At 64.1% G+C, this 12,374-nt stretch carries 15 protein-coding genes; 9 read left to right on the plus strand and 6 right to left on the minus strand.

From position 1 onward, the window contains the following. Positions 1-13: 13 nt before the first annotated feature. Positions 14-1,393: an MFS transporter gene (locus IEX49_RS14450; protein WP_188806869.1), complete on the minus strand. Its 1,380-nt coding sequence runs from the start codon at positions 1,391-1,393 to the stop codon at positions 14-16. Between the two features lie 196 nt (positions 1,394-1,589). Between IEX49_RS14450 and IEX49_RS14455 the strand changes: the two genes are divergently transcribed. The 7 genes from IEX49_RS14455 (at position 1,590) to IEX49_RS14485 (ending at position 7,719) form a co-directional block, all read left to right on the plus strand. After that, a complete protein-coding gene (locus tag IEX49_RS14455; RefSeq protein ID WP_188806870.1) occupies positions 1,590-2,786 on the plus strand; it encodes an NAD(P)/FAD-dependent oxidoreductase in 1,197 nt (398 codons plus the stop codon). Between the two features lie 25 nt (positions 2,787-2,811). Beyond that, positions 2,812-3,093 carry a hypothetical protein gene (locus IEX49_RS14460; RefSeq protein WP_229672753.1) on the plus strand — a complete coding sequence of 94 codons (282 nt, stop codon included), beginning with the start codon at positions 2,812-2,814 and terminating at the stop codon, positions 3,091-3,093. 71 nt (positions 3,094-3,164) lie between these two features. After that, entirely contained in the window at positions 3,165-4,478 is a 1,314-nt protein-coding gene (locus IEX49_RS14465) for an aromatic ring-hydroxylating oxygenase subunit alpha (protein WP_188806871.1), read from the plus strand. A gap of 25 nt (positions 4,479-4,503) precedes the next feature. Next, positions 4,504-5,007, plus strand: a complete 504-nt coding sequence (locus IEX49_RS14470) for an aromatic-ring-hydroxylating dioxygenase subunit beta (protein WP_188806872.1) — start codon at positions 4,504-4,506, stop codon at positions 5,005-5,007. A gap of 184 nt (positions 5,008-5,191) precedes the next feature. Then, entirely contained in the window at positions 5,192-5,524 is a 333-nt protein-coding gene (locus IEX49_RS14475) for a non-heme iron oxygenase ferredoxin subunit (protein WP_188806873.1), read from the plus strand. 31 nt (positions 5,525-5,555) lie between these two features. Continuing rightward, on the plus strand, positions 5,556-6,338 hold the full coding sequence (locus tag IEX49_RS14480; protein WP_188806874.1) for an SDR family NAD(P)-dependent oxidoreductase: 783 nt from the start codon (positions 5,556-5,558) through the stop codon (positions 6,336-6,338). A 793-nt stretch (positions 6,339-7,131) separates the two neighbouring features. After that, entirely contained in the window at positions 7,132-7,719 is a 588-nt protein-coding gene (locus IEX49_RS14485) for a recombinase family protein (protein WP_188806875.1), read from the plus strand. Between the two features lie 12 nt (positions 7,720-7,731). On the opposite strand, the gene IEX49_RS14490 is transcribed toward IEX49_RS14485, so the two are convergent. Genes IEX49_RS14490 through IEX49_RS14505 form a run of 5 tightly spaced genes read right to left on the minus strand, consistent with a single transcriptional unit; the run spans position 7,732 to position 10,083 of the window. Beyond that, positions 7,732-8,100 (minus strand): hypothetical protein, encoded by a 369-nt coding sequence (locus IEX49_RS14490; RefSeq protein ID WP_188806876.1) that lies wholly within the window; start codon positions 8,098-8,100, stop codon positions 7,732-7,734. Positions 8,101-8,137: 37 nt separating this feature from the next. Then, positions 8,138-9,313 (minus strand): DUF4192 family protein, encoded by a 1,176-nt coding sequence (locus tag IEX49_RS14495; protein ID WP_188806877.1) that lies wholly within the window; start codon positions 9,311-9,313, stop codon positions 8,138-8,140. Positions 9,314-9,316: 3 nt separating this feature from the next. Further along, complete coding sequence (locus IEX49_RS17040) at positions 9,317-9,439, minus strand: hypothetical protein (protein WP_268237729.1); 123 nt, start codon at positions 9,437-9,439, stop codon at positions 9,317-9,319. A gap of 21 nt (positions 9,440-9,460) precedes the next feature. Continuing rightward, positions 9,461-9,769, minus strand: a complete 309-nt coding sequence (locus IEX49_RS14500; RefSeq protein WP_188806878.1) for a hypothetical protein — start codon at positions 9,767-9,769, stop codon at positions 9,461-9,463. Positions 9,770-9,774: 5 nt separating this feature from the next. Further along, on the minus strand, positions 9,775-10,083 hold the full coding sequence (locus tag IEX49_RS14505; protein ID WP_188806879.1) for a helix-turn-helix domain-containing protein: 309 nt from the start codon (positions 10,081-10,083) through the stop codon (positions 9,775-9,777). A gap of 470 nt (positions 10,084-10,553) precedes the next feature. Here IEX49_RS14505 and mobC point away from each other — a divergent pair, with 470 nt between their 5' ends. Both mobC and IEX49_RS14515 read left to right on the plus strand, forming a co-directional pair. Continuing rightward, positions 10,554-10,937, plus strand: coding sequence for a plasmid mobilization relaxosome protein MobC (mobC, locus tag IEX49_RS14510; protein ID WP_188806880.1), 384 nt, complete (start codon positions 10,554-10,556; stop codon positions 10,935-10,937). Beyond that, positions 10,934-12,367, plus strand: coding sequence for a relaxase/mobilization nuclease domain-containing protein (locus tag IEX49_RS14515; protein WP_188806881.1), 1,434 nt, complete (start codon positions 10,934-10,936; stop codon positions 12,365-12,367). The genes mobC and IEX49_RS14515 overlap by 4 nt, the downstream gene beginning before the upstream one ends. Positions 12,368-12,374 lie beyond the last annotated feature (7 nt).

Below are 12,374 nucleotides of genomic sequence, written 5' to 3' on the forward strand. Positions count from 1 at the left end.
GTAGTGGCGTGGATCAGTGCTGGGTCAGGGATGGCCCGGAGTCCACGGCGACCTTTGCCTGGACCTCCTTCTCGCTGCCGTCTCCGCTGTCCTCGCCCAGGGATAGTCCCTTGGTCTCCCGCAGGAAGACCACGCAGACAACGCTGATCGCGGCGAGGATCGCCATCATGGCGGTCAGACCCATGCTGCCGGTGGCCGCAAAGATCGGGGCCGCAACGATGGGAGGAATCGCCCCGCCGAGCACGGACCCGAGGTTGAAGGAGACGCCAGTGCCGGTGGAGCGGTAGCGAGTCGCGAAGATCTCCGGGAGCAAGGCCGTGGTGGTGCCGCAGGCCACACCGACGATCACGAGGGATACGGAGACGGCGACACCCATCAGGACGATGTTGCCGGAATTGGCCAGCGGGAACATGGCAAAGGCCCACCCCACGGCCGCCAGGTTGGCGGCACCGATGGTAATGCGGCGACCGAACCTGTCCGCCAGGACGGCCCCGAGGATGGAACCGCCGATGTTGAACATCACGCCGATGAGGTTGACGGTCAGCATCTCGTTGCGGCTGAAGCCCAAGACCGCGGTCCCGTAGTTGGTGAGATAGACGGCACCGATGTAGAAGAACGAGAGCCACATGATGGTGGCGCCGGCAGCGAGCAGGACTTCTTTAGTCTGGTGCTGGAACAGCTGGGCCAGGGGCGTCTTGGTTGCCTTCTTGGCGGCGGCCTTTGCAGCAGCCTCCTTGAAAACCGGGGTTTCGGAGATGCCGAGTCGGACGTACATGCCAACGGCGACCAGGACGACGCTGAGCAGGAACGGCACGCGCCAGCCCCACGCCTCAAAGGTCTCGGTGGACATCGTGAACCCGGTGATCAGGAAAGTGACGGTAGACAGCAGCAGGCCGGTCGACGTGCCCAAGGTGGGGGCCAGGGCGAACAGGGCTCGTTTGTCCTTCGGAGCATACTCGCCGACGAAGAGGGCGGCAGAGGCCCATTCACCGCCAACGGCCAGGCCTTGGGCGAAGCGCAGTGTAATGAGGGCCATCGGCGCCCAGATGCCGATGGTGTTCCCGTCGGGCAGCAGGCCGATCATGACGGTGGCGACGCCCATCAGCATCATGGTGATCACCAGGGTGGTCTTGCGCCCGACCCGGTCACCAATGTGGCCGAAGACGATGCCGCCCAGAGGACGGGCCAGAAAGGCGACGCCGAACGTGGCGAATGAGGCCATGACGGCCGCGGAGTCGCCGAGGGCCGGGAAGAAGATCTTCGGGAAGACCAGCGCAGCAGCCGTGCCGTAGATAAAGAAGTCGTAGTACTCGACGGTGGTGCCGATGAATCCGGCGGCAACGACCTTGCGCAGAGTGCGGGGCGAGGGCGTCGCGGAGGTGGGAGTGGTCATAGTGGGTTCCTCTCTGTCCCCTCCGCCATAGACGGGGATTCGGCAAAGGGATGTGACGGAACATAGAAGTAATTTGGATCACACTCTGAAGCTGTTCCGCTCACTGGAACTTCCGCTGGACCGCATGTTTTCGTCCCGGTTCCAGCGGTCGGAACCGGCCGGGCGGGAGTGTGACGCACGTCCTAGCTTCGAGGGCATGAGCATCCTGATCATTGGCGCATCCGTAGCAGGGACCCGCGCGGCACTCTCCCTCCGGCACCGCGGATTCGACGGTGGCATCACGCTTCTGGAAGCCGAAAACCGCTGGCCCTATGACAAGCCCTCGCTGTCCAAGGAGGCCCTGGCCGTGGACGGTACCGGCGAGGCACCCGCCCTCCTGACCCCGGAGATGGCCGAGGAGTTCCGCCTCGATATCCAGTTGGGCAGTCGTGCCGCCGCCCTGGATCCTCAGGCCCGCATCGTCACCACGGAGGACGGCAGAACGTTCTCCTACGGGAGCCTGATCATCGCCGCTGGCGCCGCAGCTCGGCAGCTTCCGGTGCCCCACGGTATGGCCGGTGTGCACACCCTGCGCACCCAGGCTGATGCCGACGCCCTGAGGGCGGTCATGGCCACCAAGCCTCGCGTTGTGGTCATCGGCGCCGGCTTCATCGGTGCCGAGTTTGCCGCCGCCGCGCGTCAGCAGGGATTGGACACCACCATCGTCGAGGCCATGGATGTTCCCATGAGCCACTTGTTTGGCCCGGAGGTCGGTGCGGAAGTCGCCTCGATCCACGAAGCCCACGGCACCCGTCTGGTGACCGGCGCACGATTCCAAGGTTTCGTGGGCGCCGACCACGTCGAGGGCATCAAGCTCGAAGACGGCACCGTGCTCCCCGCCGAACTGGTCCTGGTCGGCATCGGCGTCACCCCCAATACCGGGTGGCTGGCCGACAGTGGACTGCCCATCGAGAACGGCATCAACGTCAATGAGGACTTTGGGGTCGTCGGTTTCCCGGGTATCTACGCCATCGGAGACTTGGCCATGCGCCACCACCCGCTGCTGGGCATCATGGCCAGGATCGAACACTGGACGAACGCCGGTGAGCAGGCCGACGCACTGGCCACCATCCTGACCGGGGGCGAACCATCCGCGGCTCAACTGCCGTACGTCTGGTCTGACCAGTACGGGCACCGATTCCAGATCATCGGCCGGCCCAACATGGGAACCCTGACACACCGCGTCGGGTCCGTGGCCGAGGGACGCTTCCTGGCCCTCTTTGCGCACGAAGACGGCTCGCCCGTCGGAGCCGTGTCCTTCAATGACGTCAAGGCCATCACCCGATACCGCAAGAACCACAAGCGCGGCGGATCCGTCACGGACCTGATCGACCAGCTCACCCCCGCCAGCTAGGCGACACCGCACGAACAGAGGAACCATGCGCCATATCCAGCACTTCAACGACGGCCCGGACAAGATCCTGCACATCGAAACCGAGGGCTGCAAGATCAACGTCATCATCGGCACCCACGACCCCAGCGGCGAGCTGTTCACCACCGTGGAGATTCTGGCCGCCGAGCCGGACGACGAAGGCAACAACTGGATGACCATCGGCCCCAGCGCCGTCCTGGTCGTCCCTACGGCCGGCATGGATGACGCCGAATGGCACTTCCGCGACGCCGTCGCCAACCAGGCGGCCCAGTCCGCCAGCCACCACTAAACCACCACCAAGAGCTGGCCTTCCCGCCCGCCCAGCACCTCACCTCAGTCCCCGATGGAACGGAGCACACCATGACCGCGTCGACGTACGTCAATGACGACCGCCAGAACCACCTCTTCCAGGTCAACCGCGAAGTCTTCACCTCGCAGGAGATCCTGGAGAAGGAGAAGCAGGAAATCTTCAGCAAGGCCTGGATCTATGTCGGACACGAGTCCGAGATCCCGAACAAGGGCGACTTCCAGACCCGCGATGTTGCTGGCCGGCCGGTGATCTTCAACCGCGACCGCCACGGCGAGGTCCGCGTCATGCTCAACAGCTGCCTGCACCGTGGCGCGTCCCTGTGCCGCCACTCCTCCGGCAACGCCAAGATCTTCACCTGCTTCTACCATGGTTGGGCCTACCGAAACTCCGGCGAACTCGTCAACGTCCCCGGCAACGAGGACTACAAGGCCGAGCCGGCCAAGGTCTACGAGGGCCTCAAGGGACCGGCCAAGGTGGAGAGCTACCGCGGTCTGTACTTCGTGAACTTCGACGAGGACGCAGAGTCGCTCGAGGACTACCTCGGGGAGGCCAAGTACTTCATCGATCTGGTTGCCGACCAGTCGCCCGAAGGCATCGCAATCCTGGAGGGCACCCACAAGTACTCGATCAAGGCCAACTGGAAGCTGCTCGTGGAGAACAGTGTGGACGGTTACCATGCCAAGTCCGTTCACCACACCTACTTCGAGATGATGATGGACCTGGGGGCAACCCCGCCCATGCTCGGTGAGGAAATCGTCAACGGAGTGGCCCCGTCCGGCATGGGCACCGAGTTCCCCAACGGGCACGCCACCCTGATGTACCCGGCCAATGGGTTGCCATTGGCTACCGAATCGGTCAAGGAGACCCTCGCCGGTATGCGGCGCACCGCCGAGGAACGCTTTGGTGAGTCTTATGCCACCGCCATGTTCGGGCTCTCGCGCAACTCCGTCTTTTTCCCGAGCTTCATCGTCATCGACCTGAGCTTCGGCCTGACCCTGCGCACCATGTACCCCATCTCCCCCAGCGAGACGATCGTCACCGGTTGGCAGATCATTCCCAAGGGAGTGGACGAGGAGTTCATCAAGTACCGCGTCGACAACGCCCTCACCTTCTGGGGCCCGGCCGGCCTGGCAACCCCGGACGACGTTGAGGCCCTGGAGCAGGCCCAGAAGGCCTTCAGCACCCAAGCGGAAATCGGCTGGTCCGACATCTCCAAGGGCATGGGCAAGCAGATGCCCGCCGCCAACGACGAGCTCCAGATGCGCGCTTGGTGGCGCGAATGGAACAAGCGGATGACCGGCGAAGCCCTGCCGTCGGAAGGGAAGTCGTTCGTTCCGTTCCAGAAGCAGACCACCGACGCCTAGTCTCCGTTCCCAGAAAGGCATTGATATGGCCATCACCGCTCCCACGGCAACCGTCACCACCCGTACTGAAGTCGAGGATTTCCTCTTCCAGGAAGCTGAGATGCTGGACACTTGGCGCCTCGAGGAATGGCTCGAGTTGTTCACGTTGGACTGCACCTATGAGATCCCCGCAACAGACCGTCCGGACCTGGACCCGGGACTGTCCTGGTCCCTGATTCACGACGGCCGCACCATGCTCGAGCAGCGGGTGATCCGTCTGAAGAAGCCGGAGGCGCATGCGGAGTTCCCGCATTCGCAGACCAGTCGCATTGTCGGCAATGTGCGTATCCTCGCGCAGAGCGGCGATGAGGTCCTAGTGACCGCCAACTTCAACATCAACCGATCCAAGGCCGGGAAGTTCGACACGTATGTGGGCCGCTACGAGTACACCCTCGTGCCGACCAATGGGACGTTCCAGATCCGCCAGAAGAAGGCGATCCTGGCTCACGACAAGCTGGACCCCCAGGGCAAAATCAGCTTCATCATCTAACCGCAGCCAGTCACAGAACTGACGGTGGAGCCGGGCACGCAGTTGCCCGGCTCCACCCATGTTCCGCGCCAGACCGCCATTCCAGCCACTGGAACCTGATAGGCGGCAGACGCGGAAAAAACCTCAAGATGGATTCAAGAACGTGGCGCAGACCACACGCTTGCTCCAACTGAAGGACGATCCCATGAGCACCACCGCCTCCACCACTGCCATCTTCGCTTGCAACGTCGGGGATATCGAGGACGGCGAATCACTGACCCTTGAGGCCAATGGTGGCATCGCTGTCTACCGGGTCGACGGAGAGTTTTTCGCAACTTCGGACACCTGCACCCACGAGAAGTGGTCCCTTGGCGAGGAGGGCGAACTGGAAGGCCATGAGGTGACATGCACCCTGCACATGGCGCGGTTCGATGTCCGGACCGGAGCCCCGCTGTGCTTCCCGGCGACGCTCGCCCTGAAGAAATACGCAACGAGCATCGACGGCGACAAGGTCTACGTCCACCTCATCGAGGACTAAGAAACTTCACCACTCGGGTTAGGAACACATCATGAACCGTTTTATCGACAGGGTCGCTATCGTCACCGGCGCCGCCTCCGGTATCGGCAAGGCCATTGCATCCCGCCTCGGGGACGAGGGCGCGGCCTTGGTCCTGGCGGACATCAACGCCGCAGACCTCGAGACCGTCGCCGAGCAGCTGCGCGACGGGAACGCCTCCAGCATCCTCACTGTCCAGGGCGACCTGACCCAGCGCTCCGGGGCGGTCGATCTGGTGAACCGCACGCTCGAGGAATACGACCGCGTTGACGTTCTCGTGAACTGCGCCGGCGGCGGCGTCATCCTCCCGACCGCAGACCACACGGAGGAGACCCTCCGCGCCACCATCGACCGGAATCTTTGGACCACGATCTATGCCACGCTCGAGGTTCTACCGCACATGTCCGCACGCACCTACGGGCGCATCGTGAACATCGGCGCCGAATCGGTACGGAACGGTCTCTATCGCCATGCCGTCTACAACGCAGCCAAGGGCGGGGTGCATGCCTTCGGCACTGGCTTGGCCCGGGAATATGCCTCTTCGGGCGTCACGGTAAACACGGTCGCCCCAGCCTGGATCGTCACCCCCGAGGCCGCAGAAAAGCTCGAGTCCGCCTCCATCGAGGTCAAGGAAGACATGGAGGAGTTCGGCGCACAGATGCGAAACCTCATCCCCATGGACCGACCGGGCACGGTGGAGGAGGTCGCCGCCGCGGTGGCCTTTGTGGCCTCAGACGAGGCGTCCTACGTGACCGGACAGGTGTGGAGCGTCAACGGCGGCAGCTCGATGCTGTAGTGGCTCATTTGACGAGCTCGAATCCCCACATCTCAACGCTACTCCGCCGGAGACGCGTGCCGGCGTGACGATGAAACTCGGCGACAGGTGGTGCCAAGTAAATAGCGCGGACAAGGTGTGGTACTGCTCCCCAGGGCTTATGCCCAGGCGAACGACGCCCGGGAAGCGGGCGTAAGTTACTCGAACTTGATCCGCATCGACATCCCAAAAGGCTTTACAAACTCTCGGGATTGCTCCAAGCGGCTGGGAAGCACAGGCAAGAACGAGTCCACCGGGGCAGCAAGCCCGCGCAGAGAGTGCCGCCTAATCCACCACGGTTTTGCTCACCTGTCCTGCGTGTCCTACCGGAAGGAAATCCGTTGTTTCCCACTCAGCTGTCCGCCGTTCGAATACTCGACTTGAACAAGCTGGAGCGCGGAGACGCTATTGAGGTGCACCACTTCGACACCGTGGCCCTGCGGGGTCAGGTGGACGCTGTAGCACCGCACTTGGGCATCCTATGGATCCAGCAGAATGCTTGCCACGGACGCAAACTTGTCACACTTACCGAACACGAAGTCTGGAAGCTGTGACGTGCAGGGCGCTGGACAAGATCATCCATATACGCGTGGTGCCGGTGGAAGCCTTCCCCACCCTGACCGGGGGCAGACGTCCTCCAGCGGCCGGAAGTGACTCGAGGTGCCGTGTAAGAGCTGGTATACCCGTTTACACACCATCGGGGCCGACGGAGATATGCTGTCAGAGTGGGTCCTAAACCGGGCCTTTGACACTTTCGTGAGGGCGGGTCCTGAAGATGGTTGGACAGGTTGTCGGCTACGTTCGGGTGAGCTCAGTGGACCAGAACCCGGACCGGCAACTAGAAGCCATCGGGGAGTGCACCAAGGTCTTCACCGACAAGGTCAGCGGCAAGTCCCGTGCCAAGCGCACCGGCCTGGCGAAGCTGTTGGACTACATCCGCGACGGTGACACCGTCCGGGTGGCCTCCATGGACCGCCTGGGCCGCAGCACCCGAGACCTGTTCGACCTGGTCGACGAGATCGCCGCGAAGGGCGCGGCAGTGGAGTTCGTCAAGGAACGCATCACCGTGGACAAACATGGGTCCTCACCGATCGATGCGCTGATGCTCGGGGTCATGGCGTCCTTCGCCGAGTTCGAGCGCAACCTGATCCGGGAACGCCAAGCCGAGGGCATCGCCCTGGCCAAGGCCAAGGGCAAGTACGTCCAAGTGCCCAAGCTCAGTGCGCAGGACGTGGAGCAGGCCCAGGCCATGATCGACCTGGGCCTGCCTAAGACGGAGATTGCTGTGCGCCTAGGAGTGTCTCGCCAGACGCTTTACAGCACTCTCCATAGATATGCGAACGCTGAAGAACACCCCGCCTAAAAAAGCAGCGACTTAGATGGTCTCCGCAGCGATCGTGAAGAAACCGATGAGGACAGCCTCAAGACCGAGCAACTTGATGAAGGCCTCCGGAACGAAGGGGCCCTTGTCGGCCAGGTTGCACAACTCGAAAATGATCGCGAACCCGCCATAGGCGGCTATGGCACCAGCAATCACCGCGTTGGACCAGCCAAATCCTGCTGTCACGACAATCACTGCGATGGCGACTATGAACAGGAAAATAGCGAACCCGAAGTAGCGTCTGGTCATTTCCTTAGATTCTGGGGTGGCCTTTTTGAACGCGTCCTTGGCGTCGTTGAGAGTCCTGATCGCCTCTCTTAGCTCTGCGGGGTCGGGTTCCGGGGCAGGGGGTGGACGATCCATTAGTCGTAGTTCCTTCCTGGGAGCGAGTGAAGCCCGCTCAGACTAGGCCAGCCGAGGTGTGAGTTGGCGACCAATAGTCTTCGGTGACATGCATGGACGGTGCCGACCGTTGGCTTAGCGTTCCATGTCCATCCAGGCCCCGGGGGCCTTGCTTGCGTTGGTGGCCGGCCCCGGGGGTCGGCCGGGAGGGTGCCCGCGGGTCGGGGTTGGGCAACAAGGGAGAGCGGCTCATGACGTGGCTGCGGTAGTGATGGCGGTCGGCCATGGCGAGGCGGTCGCGTAGTTCGGTGCGGTTGATGGAGTCGATGAGTGGCTGGGGGTCGAGTCCTTGGAAGGCGGCTTTGTCAGCGAGGCGGCCGAGGGCTCCGGTGGTGTGGCGGGCGACGGCTTCGATGCCGACGGGGCTACCGCGGGTGATGTATTGTCCGGCGGCGGCGAGGTCGGCGAGGTCGGGGCGTCGTGCGTCGTCGCAGCGGCGGAAGGCGTCGACGAGGCGGTCGGCCTTGACGTTGTCTCCGATGACGTCGGCCAGGAGGTTGTCGCGGATGTGTTCGCTGGTGGCGGTGGCGTGGGCGATGAGCGCGACTTGTTCGTCGGTGAGCCCGGTCTTGGATGCAGCTCCTTCGGTGAGGGCTTGGGAGGCCCATTCGTACTGTGCGGAGGGCTGCATCGAGTTGAAGCGTTCGGCGGTGTCCGGGTGCAGGGTGGCTTGTTGGTCTTCGGGGACTGGTGCGTAGTGTCGGGCGAGTTCCTGGCGTGAGTGGGCCGGCTGTTGGCCGGTGACCATGGCGTATTCGGTGGCGGCGGTGGCCTTGAGGTCGGTTTCGAGGCTCCATCCGTGGCCGGCGGAGAAGACCTGGAGGCGGTCGTTATGAACGGCCCATGCCCGGGGGGGCTGTTCGGTGTGGCGGGTGAAGGCGTCTTGGAACAGCAGCGCCCGCTCGGGGCCCTCGGGCCCGTAGCCGATGGCCAGGTACCGGTCGGCGCGGTCTCCGAAACCGCCGGTGATGTGCTGGGCGACTTCAGCGGCGTGTGCCGGCCCGTCGCCGAGTTCGGCGGTCCAGGTGTGGACGGCGACGCCGACGTAGTCGGAGTCGTGGAAGCCGAGGACGGCGACCTGGTTGTCGGCGGGTTGGTATCCGACCATGTTGGGGACGGCCCCGGCCAGGGCGGTGGGGGTGGTGATGCGCACGGTGGGCTTGTCTTCGGCCATGGTTCAGTTCTGGGGTTCGAAGGTGACGGTGAGTGGTTCGCGGTGCAGGTGCAGGTCCACGAGTACTGCCGGGTCCGGTGCGTCGGTGAGGAGTTCGGCGAGCTTGTCGGTGATGGTCGATTCCATGGTGGTCTCCTGGTGGTGCTCTTAGTCGGTTGACTGTGGTTGGTCGGATGGCTGGGGAGTGGCGGTCTTGGTGCCCTGGTCTCCGCTCGTGCTGCTGGTGGTGGTGCGGCGTCGTTTGGCTGGGCGCAGCTTGTCGAGTTCGGGCTTGGTCCAGCCCTTGCGCTCGGCGTCCTTGAAGGCTTTGCGCTCGGCCGCCTGGGCGTCCTTCAGGGCTTGTTCGGCATCGACGCGGGCCTGCACGGCGACGGCGATGTCCTGAGCGGCGGCGAGGCGCTGGTCGTTGAGTTTGCGGGCCTGGTCAATGAAGGATTCGGTGATGTTCTCGGTCATGGTTTTCACCCTAGAGCGGACGCGCGATTCCCGCTGAGAAACCGTAGGTAGTTGTGGACATCTTCGCGCCGGTACCGGCGGATCGAGGCGCCGATCTCAATGGCCGGCAGCATGTCGTCCCCGGTCATCGAAAGCACTGTCTCGGCGTCGGTGCAGAGCACCTCGGCGACCTCGGCCACGGTGAGCAGAGTCGGGTAGCCGGCGAGCTGTTCGCCGGCCCGGTGGGTGGCCGCGTAGGCCAACACCTTGGCGCCGGTATCGGCACCGAGGAAGTCTTCGAGGGCAGTCTGGAAACCGCTGGTGGTGAGGCGCATCGGGAACTCTCCTGTCGTTTTGCTCTGGCTGCCGTTCCTTTCGGCGAAGACCGAAATACTCGGGCCGCCAGGTTCGGTCCAGCCGGAGGGGTCGGTCGTGGAATACCGGAGGGAGCGAGGAACGAGCGAGTGAGGATATGCCGCGAAAGCCGAGCCCGGAGGCTTGACCGGTTCTGGCGGACCAGTACCCTCCAAGGCCGAATGGAACGCTCCGTTCCCGTCAATGCTTCGCGGGCGGTAGCCCGCATCCACTCCCGCGCCAGCGGGACCGGCTGAGCCGGAGCCAGCGGGACCGACTGAGCCGGAGCCAGCGGGACCGACTGAGCCGGAGCAAGCTATATGGTTAGGTGCCCTAACCAGCTTGCGTCCTTGCACTGTCGCGACGTTCGGTGGGACACTCATGGGTGAGCGGCGTTGCACTGGGCGGACGTCAAGGACAGCAGGTCAGGCACGGGACGGGGGTGGTCGCGGTGGCGGAGCGCAAGCGTCAGGTCAACGTGACCGGTGGCCGTCCGGCACGTCGGGTGGTCAAGCTCTCCGCTTCTGAGGATGCGGCCCTGTCACTGGCTGCCGTGGAGCAGGGCGTGTCCGTTCCGCGGCTGCTGAAGGAATCCGCATTAGCGGTTTCGGTCGGTGAAACGGCAACGGATCGACGCCGAGTGCTGACCGCGTTGAACGTGATGACCGGGCAGCTCGCCCGTGTCGGGAACAACCTGAACCAGATTGCCCGTGGGCTGAACACCGACGGGGAACTGCACGGAGACGTGCGCGGGTCGTTGGATGAGTTGCGCGGGGTGCTGCGTGACGTTGATGTCACGATCGAGACCCTGGCGTTGGATAGGGGCACGCCATGATGCCGAACGTGGTCCGCGGCGGGCAGATGATCGGGCTGATGAGCTACCTCGCCGGCCCGGGTCGGTCCAACGAGCACACCACACCAATGGTGATCTCCGGCGACGACCGGGTATTGATTGAGTTCGAACCCGGACAGGAGCTTTCCGTCGAGGACGGGCAACGCATCGGTGCGATCCTGGACGGCCCCCGGCGTACGCATGGCACCGAGGTGAAGGCCCCCGTCTTCGCGTGGGACGAAGCGTCCCAGCGCAAGGTCAAGGTCGCCGAGAAGGACGGCCATGTCTGGCACTGCTCCTTATCCCTAGCCAAAGGCGAGCGGGAGGTGTCCAAAGAGGAGTGGGGAATCATCGCCCAAGAGTTCGTGGAGCGGATGGGGTTCATCGACCCGGATGGGGCGCAGTCCTCCCGCTGGGTGGCCGTGCACCACGGAGTGTCGAAAGCCGGCAACGATCACATTCACATTGCCGTGCAGTTGGTCCGGGAAGACGGAACCAAGGCCAATATTCACAACGACTACTACCGCGCGCAGAAGGTCTGCGGGGAGCTGGAAGCGGAGCACGGGCTGGCGGTGTTGGAGTCCCGTCAGGTGGCCCGTGGCTTGTCCGGGGATAAGCCCGCCGAGGTCGCTCGTGCGTCCGCCGAGGGCTACCCCCAGGCTCCTCGTCCGGAGCTGCGCCGACGGATGCGCACCGCGCTGGCGACAGCCGCCACTCCGTCCCAGTACATCGAACGATTGGGTGAGTTGAACGTGCGGGTGGCACCGTCGTTTGCCAAAGGATCCACCACCCAGATCCGCGGGTACAAGGTGGCCCTCGGCGAGGCACAGGAATCGGTCTGGTACTCCCCATCGAAACTGGATGCCACCCTAGGGTGGCCCAACGTTCTACGCCGCTTCGAAGGCGCCGGAAGGGAATCGGCCGAGACCCTGCTGGCCTCGATGCACAACAGTGCGAAGCGCGACTGGTCTTCGGTGCAGGTCGGGTCCTTTGACCCGGCATCGGTGGAGAAGTTGTTCAGCGGAAAGACCGGCACCGGCCCGGACGACCTGTCCACGATCTACGCCCGCTTGTCCATGCACGTCGAGCGAGGCAAGCCGGGTGCGTTCTCCCAGCTCTCGGAGCAGTACGCCCGTGCTGCCCAAGGGCGGGGCAACGTGACCCACGCGGTGCGCTTGGGAGCTCGATTCGCGGCCAAGGACAGTGCCCGTGGGTGGCTTGCGGTGTTGGCCCAGGCCAATCGGCTCTCCCGGGCGATGACCACTCAATCCTTGGCCACGCACCGTCCGCAGTTGGCGAGCCGCACCGCTGCGCTGATGCGCACCGTGGACGTGATCACGGCCCAGTACACCCTCGCACCCAGCCAGACCCGCGCCCGGATGGGCGGCCAACAGTTCACCCGGCCCCGACCGGATACCGGAATGGATCGATAGGAGAGGG

The sequence above is a fragment of the Citricoccus zhacaiensis genome (genome assembly GCF_014645315.1).
Lineage (GTDB): Bacteria > Actinomycetota > Actinomycetes > Actinomycetales > Micrococcaceae > Citricoccus > Citricoccus zhacaiensis.

Coding starts and splice junctions, on each gene's coding strand:
- IEX49_RS14450 (WP_188806869.1), bottom strand. CDS start 1,393: ATGACCACTCCCACCTCCGCGACGCCCTCGCCCCGCACTCTGCGCAAG.
- IEX49_RS14455 (WP_188806870.1), top strand. CDS start 1,590: ATGAGCATCCTGATCATTGGCGCATCCGTAGCAGGGACCCGCGCGGCA.
- IEX49_RS14460 (WP_229672753.1), top strand. CDS start 2,812: ATGCGCCATATCCAGCACTTCAACGACGGCCCGGACAAGATCCTGCAC.
- IEX49_RS14465 (WP_188806871.1), top strand. CDS start 3,165: ATGACCGCGTCGACGTACGTCAATGACGACCGCCAGAACCACCTCTTC.
- IEX49_RS14470 (WP_188806872.1), top strand. CDS start 4,504: ATGGCCATCACCGCTCCCACGGCAACCGTCACCACCCGTACTGAAGTC.
- IEX49_RS14475 (WP_188806873.1), top strand. CDS start 5,192: ATGAGCACCACCGCCTCCACCACTGCCATCTTCGCTTGCAACGTCGGG.
- IEX49_RS14480 (WP_188806874.1), top strand. CDS start 5,556: ATGAACCGTTTTATCGACAGGGTCGCTATCGTCACCGGCGCCGCCTCC.
- IEX49_RS14485 (WP_188806875.1), top strand. CDS start 7,132: ATGGTTGGACAGGTTGTCGGCTACGTTCGGGTGAGCTCAGTGGACCAG.
- IEX49_RS14490 (WP_188806876.1), bottom strand. CDS start 8,100: ATGGATCGTCCACCCCCTGCCCCGGAACCCGACCCCGCAGAGCTAAGA.
- IEX49_RS14495 (WP_188806877.1), bottom strand. CDS start 9,313: ATGGCCGAAGACAAGCCCACCGTGCGCATCACCACCCCCACCGCCCTG.
- IEX49_RS17040 (WP_268237729.1), bottom strand. CDS start 9,439: ATGGAATCGACCATCACCGACAAGCTCGCCGAACTCCTCACCGACGCA.
- IEX49_RS14500 (WP_188806878.1), bottom strand. CDS start 9,769: ATGACCGAGAACATCACCGAATCCTTCATTGACCAGGCCCGCAAACTC.
- IEX49_RS14505 (WP_188806879.1), bottom strand. CDS start 10,083: ATGCGCCTCACCACCAGCGGTTTCCAGACTGCCCTCGAAGACTTCCTC.
- IEX49_RS14515 (WP_188806881.1), top strand. CDS start 10,934: ATGATGCCGAACGTGGTCCGCGGCGGGCAGATGATCGGGCTGATGAGC.